The 8,609-nt window shown below is 34.5% G+C and carries 3 protein-coding genes; all 3 read left to right on the top strand.

Features of this window, described 5'->3' with window-relative positions; genetic code table 11:
- Nucleotides 1-574: type II secretion system F family protein (locus AACY61_RS04540; RefSeq protein WP_339610401.1), on the top strand; the 574-nt coding region annotated here is incomplete at its 5' end.
- Nucleotides 575-696: 122 nt separating this feature from the next.
- Nucleotides 697-4,776, top strand: coding sequence for a hypothetical protein (locus tag AACY61_RS04535; RefSeq protein ID WP_339610400.1), 4,080 nt, complete (start codon nt 697-699; stop codon nt 4,774-4,776).
- A 10-nt stretch (nt 4,777-4,786) separates the two neighbouring features.
- The coding region (locus AACY61_RS04530) for a DUF6443 domain-containing protein (protein ID WP_339610399.1) at nt 4,787-8,609 on the top strand (3,823 nt) is incomplete at its 3' end.

Genomic DNA, 8,609 nt, shown 5'->3' with positions numbered 1-8,609 from the left:
TTCATTTTCGAATTTGATGACAGAAAATAAATGGTACATCTTTCTTGTCATTTTTGGGATACTTGTTGGACTAAAGGTAGTGTCCAAGAAAAATTGGTTTTATCGATTTACCGGAATAGTTCTACTCAAACTTCCCGTGTTGGGTGTATACATCAAAAGGATTTATTTGATCCAGTTTACACAAGCCATGTCACTTTTGACCAATGCAAAAATTGGAATTGTAAACGGCATTGGGTTGGTTAGTGATATGATACGATTTTATCCTTTGGAAAGCACTTTGAAAATAATTGAAAAAGACATCATACAAGGTGACAAACTTAGTACTGCATTTGCAAAGCACTCATTTTATGATAAAAAAATGCTTGCCCTTTTAAAAGTAGCTGAAGAGACTAACAAGACTGAATATATATTTCAAAAACTTTACGACCAGTACAGTACTGAAGCCAAATACCAAGGTCAAATTATTTCCAATTTCCTTAATTTTTTATTGACTTTAATTGTTGGAATTATCGTTGGAATAATTCTAATAGCCATGTATTTGCCCATGTTCAAGTTGAGTAGTATTATTGGTTGATATTGTAATTAAACCTCTCTCCTGAGTTTTCTTTTAACAAATAATTTTAATTTAATTAACTAAAATTAACAACAATAAGTTAATTTTTTTTATAATTGCATTGAAATTAATTTTATTGATCCATGAAAAAAATATTATTTCTCATTTGCATTTGTATATCATCCAATATCCAATCTCAAAAGGATGTTACCGTTCCAGAGACAATGAGTTTTAACAGCAATGCTGGTTCACAATCATCTGTAAATCAATCCAACGGTAAACTTAATTTATCATTAAACCTAATATCCCTTAAAGGATATAAGGACTTAAACGCTTCTTTTGGAATAAGCTATGACGGGGCACAAGTTGTGAAAAATGCAAAATATTCAAATGAGTTTTCCCCCACAGGTGCATTGGGATTAGGCTGGAATATGCAGTTTTCAAGAATTGTGGCCGATAATAAACTTACTGCTGCAAGGGATGATGATACTTTTTATTTATTTGAAGGAGGATTAAATAAGTTGATAGCTATAAACAAGACAATAAATAGAATCGAGTTCAGACTCACTATGCACAAACCTTGGAAAGTATATTTCTACCCTAATGAAGAAAAGTGGGAAATTATAAAGGAGAATGGATACAAGTATACCTATGCAAACGTGGATTGGTCTGTTTATTGGGACAACTGGATTGGGGATAGTAACCAAACCAATGCAAGCCGTCAAGGTTCTTCATGGAACATAACAAAAGTGGAGGATATGTTTGGAAACAAAGTGGAGTATAAATATATAAATGTAGAACAATCCTTAAATAACACCGGCTCGATCAAACATACTGAAGCAACTTATTTAAAAAAAATAATTGGTCCATTAGGTGAAGAAATAAGATTTGTTTATCAAGAAAAAACAAATGACGAATATTATGAGCCTAATACCAACCAAGCATTAGAACCTGACGCATATCAAGAAAACTATGAGAGAAAATACTTAACATCAGTCGAGGCTTATGATGAAAAACAACAGTTTTTGTATAAATATAACTTTGACTATACTTTGATTGGGTCTGGTGACTTAAGGAAAAGATTACTAGAAAAAGTGATATTAGTAAACAGTAACAATGATGAACAAATCTTTAGGGAATTTCAATATGATGAAAATTTTTACTCCCCTTTTTATGGTTCTTTAACCCATCAAATACTCCCCACCAAAGGTCGTGTTAGCTACCAATATGCAGTGAATGAAATTGAAGTTGACCAAGTAACCACAATTAATAGTTCAGATCAAGCCTCTTTTATTGTTCAAGGAGACTACATCATAAAATTGTCAAGAAACCCTTACAATGGCGGGAACCTTACGGTTAGTGTTTTAACCTGGAATGGAAATAAATGGGAGGATCAATTTCTTAAAATCCTGCCTAATGTAGGAATTCAAACCGTGAATGGAAAACAGTATTTAGATATACAAATCGTCCACAGAAAAACCTTTTTTGCTATTCTTTACAGAAGTTATTCAAGCGGTCAGTTTAAATTTTTTGGTTTTGGATTAAAAAATGATGGATTTACCTGGACGGTACCTATGAGTTATAACTGGATGAGTGTTTCAGGGTCATCTCAAATGCACCCTGTATTGATGGCCGGCGAAGATTTTTATGCTGTTGGGCATCCTAAAGAGGATAGAATTTATTTTGACCGGTGGAATGGAGACTCCTGGAATAATTCCAATTCATATAACACTCCTAATTCTTCAGGAACATATTACTACACCGCAGCTAACAATTATTTGATACAACATAACAAGGATACAAGTCCAGATCAAGTTAAGTTTTATTATTGGGATATTATCGGTAATATTCAAATGAAGAATTTTACTTCCCAAGGGATAGGGCTTGAAACATCCGGCAGTGGCAATTATGACAGTTACTGGTATGGGCAGAATTCCTTTGCTCAAGTAAATGCCAATGCCAATCCTGAATATTTTATAAGATGGAATAAGGATTACAATTTTATAAGCAAAGACCAATCTGGATTTGGAAGTATTAATGATGACCTAATCTCCTATCCTTTATTTAATAACTTTTTTGCTGTAGCTGATTGGAATAATTATAATTTATATGGTGTAAAAGCTTCTAGGTATAGAGGTATGGGCTCCTGGATAACAACTAGTTTAACAGCAACTCACGTTGGGTCATCTGATTACGAAAATAAAACCAGCAGATTAGGCTTTGGTAATGATATAATGTTAGGACCTATTGAGAATCCAAATAATACAAGTTTTTTACAAACAGAAATTAAATATTTTAATAGTAATACAGGTTTATGGAACAGTTTTATTGATCCTGATTCATATAGTATTGGATCAACAGACACTAAACAAAGCAATGAAATTTTTGGTTCTAAATATATACTTGGCCATAATAAATTATTTAGATTAAACAACGACTTATCTATTACTTTTTTAAATGATTACCCTTCTAATACTATTTTTTCAAAATCAGATGGTAATAATCTTTTGTATTTGTCATCCAGAAATGGAAACCACTCAAGTGGTAGTGCATTTTCCAAAATTATTTCCCTAAAAAAGGATAACAGTTTATTCAATTATAGCTTGGATAATGGTCATTATTTAAAAAAGAACCCTTTTCGAAACCTTCCCACGCATGCCATTGGAAAAGAGGTATTTCTTGTTGAAACACCCACTAGTAACACTATTAAAATTTATAAATTAATAGACGGTCAATTAGAATTTAACAGTGAAGGGAAAGCATTTCAAAAAGATGTTGTTATTGTAAATGAAATCTTCGATCCTGTTTTAACCAGAAAAACAAGAAATTATTATTGCTATGCTTTACCTAAAATTTCCAAAGACAACTTGCTTGTTTTTTATAGTCAAGTATCACAGCAAAATGATTTGAATGGGATAATGGGGAAAACTGTGACTTTTTATGATGCAGGTATCTCAGACAATAGAAAAATTGGATTACCTAATAAAATACAGGTATTTGACAATAATAATAATGTAGTTTCTGAACAAATAAACTACTGGTTATTAAGACCAATAGGTGAGGGTTATTATATAAACCTTGGAATGAAAAAAAATATTGTCAATGAAAATGGCAACCAATTCATTACCCAAGTTATGTCTCAATATGATTTAATGACAGGACTACTTACAAAAACATCTATTTATGATAGTGAAGGAAACCTGGAAGAGACGGAAAATAAATATCTGTTTGAATATTTTCCTGAGGTCCTTGAATATAATTTACTCTCGCCTTTAGTCTATTCCAGAAGTAGCTTTAAGCGTGGAAACAACCCAACTTTATATAAAAGTGCCACTGCTGTTAAATGGGACTTAACCGGTGTTCCTTTTCCAAAATACAGTTATTATTGGGATGGAACCGGAAATGGTACTCCCCCTGATTTTGATTTTAACGGGGCAAATCCAAAATTTAGATTGTCACAAATTCTATTAAGCATAGATAACTTTGGAAATGTAATAAATGAAAAAAACAAGACAGAAGTTATTACATCTTATCTTTATGGCTACAATGACAAGCGATTGGTGGCAAAAATAGAGGGTGCAGTCCATAGTCAGGCTATTTCTTTGGTTAACATGTCAATACTTAATAATCCTCCAAATGAGACATCTTTAAAAACAGAACTTCAAAAAATAAGAGATGGGCTACCTCAAGCATTTGTAACAACTTATACTTATAAGCCTACTATAGGCACTACAAGTGTCACAGATCCAAGGGGAAGATCACAGTCTTATTTTTATGATGACTTTTATCGTCTAGACCATATTAAGGATCTAGAAGGTAATATTATTAAGAAAAATGAATATCAATATCGTTCTCAACCATTTAACTATTCCTCAGAATCAACTCAAACACCCGACTGCCTGATAATTAATGAAGATATTGGAGCCAATAATCAAGAACCCTTAACGTTACATTTGGAAAAAATAATGTCTGGAAATGAAAATGTAATTTTTAAGGTAATAGCATCTGACGGCGGAAACTATACTTACAGTTGGGAATATGATTTTTCTGCTGGAACAAACCAATCACAATTTGCAATTTTTATAAATGGTGACCAAATATCCATAAGAAACGATTTTTGTAATACTGCTGATATAAATGTAAAGGCGTCTTTGGTAGCAGGAGAAACAGAGAGTGACAACGGTTATCATTCTTTTTCAAGCATAAATTGTACCCCCCGTTAAAAATTTAAAGATGAAAAAAAAGGTTTTTTATTTAATCATACTTTTATTAGCAAGCAATATAATAATTGCACAAGAACCTGTATGTGAGCCTCTCACCAACTGTAATGGACAACAACAGAAGGGCTATGACCTATATTGGTATTGGGAAGATTCAGATGAAGATGGTGTAGGAAACAATACTGCGGGTATTTGTTCTCCCAGTACCACTCCACCACCCGGCTATTCCATTTATTGTCATGATTGTAATGATAATGACCCAAACTATTCCTCAATGGATACTTGGTATCCTGATAATGATTGTGATGGATGGGGTTATGGTCAAATAGGTATTGAATCTTGTGGACCTCCACAATCTTCACCTCCTGGCGGTGGATGTTGGGCAAATAACAATTATGATTGTGATGATACTAATCCTTTAATTCATAATAATATTAGATGGTATATAGATGCTGACAATGATGGGTTTGGAAATCCAAATATTTGGGTGAATTCTTGTGTGCAACCCACTGGATATGTCGCTAACGATGATGATTGTGATGATACAAACCCTAATATTACTACCTTTATTTTTTACAGGGATGCTGATGGAGATGGTTTTGGTAACCCCAACATAAGTGTGACAGGTTGTGTTGCTCCCCCAGGCTATATTTCAAATGCATTGGATTGTGATGATTCTAATTTCTTTCTTAATCCAAATACACATTGGTATCCTGATATTGACGGTGACGGTTATGGTAACCACAATGCAACTCCAATAATCCAATGTTCACAACCAACCGGTTACGTATATGCAACCGGTTTGGTTTCCATCCCACCTGGAATTGAAACACCGTCTTATATTTATGGAGCTCATGATTGCAATGATAATAACGCAGCTATCCACCCCGGAACTATTTGGTATTTAGATGAAAATGAGGACGGCTATGGTGACCCCGATCAATTTCTGATTCAGTGTGAACAACCCCCGGGTTATGTTTTAAATATCACCCCGGTTCAACCTATAACCGAAGATCCATTACCCACTTACCCGGGTTTAAACATCAATGATCTCAACTTTTCGTATACCGTTGAACCCCGAGTTCCCGTAAGCACAGTTTCACAGATAAGTACTTTGGATATAGAAGAAAAAACAGAATCTATCAGTTACTTTGATGGTATGGGAAGACCCATGCAACAAATTGCCTATAATGTAGGTGGTTTTGAACAGGATATTGTACAATATGTGGAATATGACCGCTTTGGAAGAAATGTAAAAAATTATTTACCTTATGGACGCTTAAGTACTGTCTCCGGTTATTATGATGTTCACGCAAAAAATAAGACTCAACAATTTTACAGCAGTTCAAAAATAGAAAACAGTTATGTGGCTACACAAGACCCTTTTAGTGAAAGTGTTTTTGAGCTTTCACCCCATAACAGGATAAAAAGACAAGGCAGTCCCGGAAATTCTTGGAAAATTGGTAGTGGGCATGAAGTAGAATTTGATTATCAATTTAATAAAGCCAATGATGTAAAGCACTTTAAAGTAGCACTAACCAGTAGTTTTGTCCCTACTCTCGTTGATGACGGCAGTTTTTATGAACCCAATGAGTTAGCAATCTCGATCATTAAGGATGAAAATTGGGTAAATGGCCTGAACAATACCACTGAAGAATTTAAGAATAAAGAAGGATTGGTGGTATTAAAAAGAAGTTATATTGACGGTGTTCGTATAAATACATATTATGTGTATGATGATTATAATAACCTTACTTTTATTTTACCACCTAAAGCAGAGCCTCAAAATGGAAATATTGATCAAAACATATTAAATGAGCTATGTTATCAATACAGATATGATGGGTTAAGAAGACAGATTGCCAAGCGAATACCAGGGACAAGTGGATGGGAACGGGTGGTATTTGATGAAGAAGACCGACCAGTTTTGGTTCAAGACCCTAAACTTGCAACAGAGGGAAAATGGCTTTATACTAAATATGACAAATTTGGGCGAGTGGTTTATACTGGTACCTATGAAAGTGGGGTCTCCATTTCTAGGGAAGTACTTCAGGAAGAAGCAGACGAATGGAGATTGGCACAACCAAACAACACACATAATGAAGTTAGAGGTCAAACCACAATTGGTGATGTCACAATTGGTTATACCAACAATGCTTTTCCAGTCATTGGTATTCAAATATTAACTGTAACTTATTATGACGACTATAATTTTTATGATCCAGACAAGCCAGTTAATCCTGTCACAATCTTAAACCAAAATATAACTACAAATGTTAAAGGTATTGCGGTCGCAACTTGGACTAGAACCATTGATGATGATACTTGGAACAAAAGCTACTCGTGGTTTGATGAAAAAGCTAGACCTTTGAGGTCACATAATATTAACCATCTAGGGGGCTATACCATTGTGGACTCTGAAATTGACTTTACAGGAAAACCTTTAAAATCTATAACTACACACAAAAGGGTGCTTTCAGACAATGAAATACTTATTACAGATCGATTTGTTTATGACCATGCCGAAAGATTAAAAGCCCAATATCAAAAAGTAAACAACAATCCTGAAAAACTAATCAATGGGTTTTTATATGACGCCATTGGTCAACTTCATATAAAATATGTGGAACCTGAAGATGAATCTTTTGGATATGAACTCGTTGCAGGAAGCTCTTCACTCACAAGTAAAGAAGTTAAAAATACTTTTGATTCTCAAGAAGTATCAGGCAACTGGCAAACAAAAGATAAAAGCTATACAAAGTTAGCGATTGAAAACAAAAAAATGTACATTGGGTTTTATAATCCCGGCGATGCTGTTAAGGGGTTTTTTGATTTTGTACAAGGAGAAACATATACCATCTCGCTCGATATTGATCTTACGAATTTTAATTCAGATTTAGAGTTTAGTATTTGGAATGGTTCCACAAAACTGTATTTTGAACCTGTATTGCATTCTGGAACGTTTATTGCCAATTTCACGCCAATGCAAACAGGTAGCCATTTTATTCAATTTGAAATGACTGGTTCAAACCCCTCAGGTTTAGGTCAAGAAGTGACCATAGATAATGTATTGGTACAGAAAGGACTGGATACTAGCCAGTGGGTGCTGCAAGTCAAAGAAATCAATGCCTTGCAAAAGATAGATTATAAATACAATGCCCGTGGCATGGTTACCCATGTCAATGAACCGGGAAACCTGGGCGATGATGTTTTTGCTTATAAGTTAAATTATGACACAATGGGAAGAACATTTAATGAAGAATCAAGCTTCAAACCCATGTTCAACGGCAATATAGCACAGGTGATTTGGCAGTCTGCAAGCGATCAGGTGAAAAGAGATTATAAATATGCTTATGACTCGTTTAACCGTTTAAAAAAAGCCAGCTTTTCAGACAGTGATTTTAATCTCAGCCAGGTAACTTATGACAAAAGCGGTAACATTACCGCTTTGCACCGAAACCTACAAAACGGCAACCACAACTTCCAGTACCATTATGACGGCAACAAGCTACACAGTTTAAGTGGCACACAGACCACTAATGGGCAAACGACCCCGGTGGTGAGAAGTTACAGCTATGATGCTAATGGCAATATGATTTCAGATTCCTCAAAAGGGGTGGATCTTATAGAATACAATTACCTCAGTCTGCCGGAGCGGGTGGTTTTCACAAATGGTCAAAGCATTGAATACGATTATACCGCTAGCGGCGTTAAATTACAAAAGCGTTTTATCGTTAATAGCCAAACCGTAACTACAGATTACATTAATGGATTCCAGTATGAAAACGGTGAACTGATGTTTTTTGGACAACCAGAAGGCTATGTGGTACATACGG

This window comes from uncultured Planktosalinus sp., assembly GCF_963973675.1.
Taxonomy (GTDB): domain Bacteria; phylum Bacteroidota; class Bacteroidia; order Flavobacteriales; family Flavobacteriaceae; genus Planktosalinus.
This window is presented reverse-complemented; position numbering and strand designations above follow the sequence as displayed.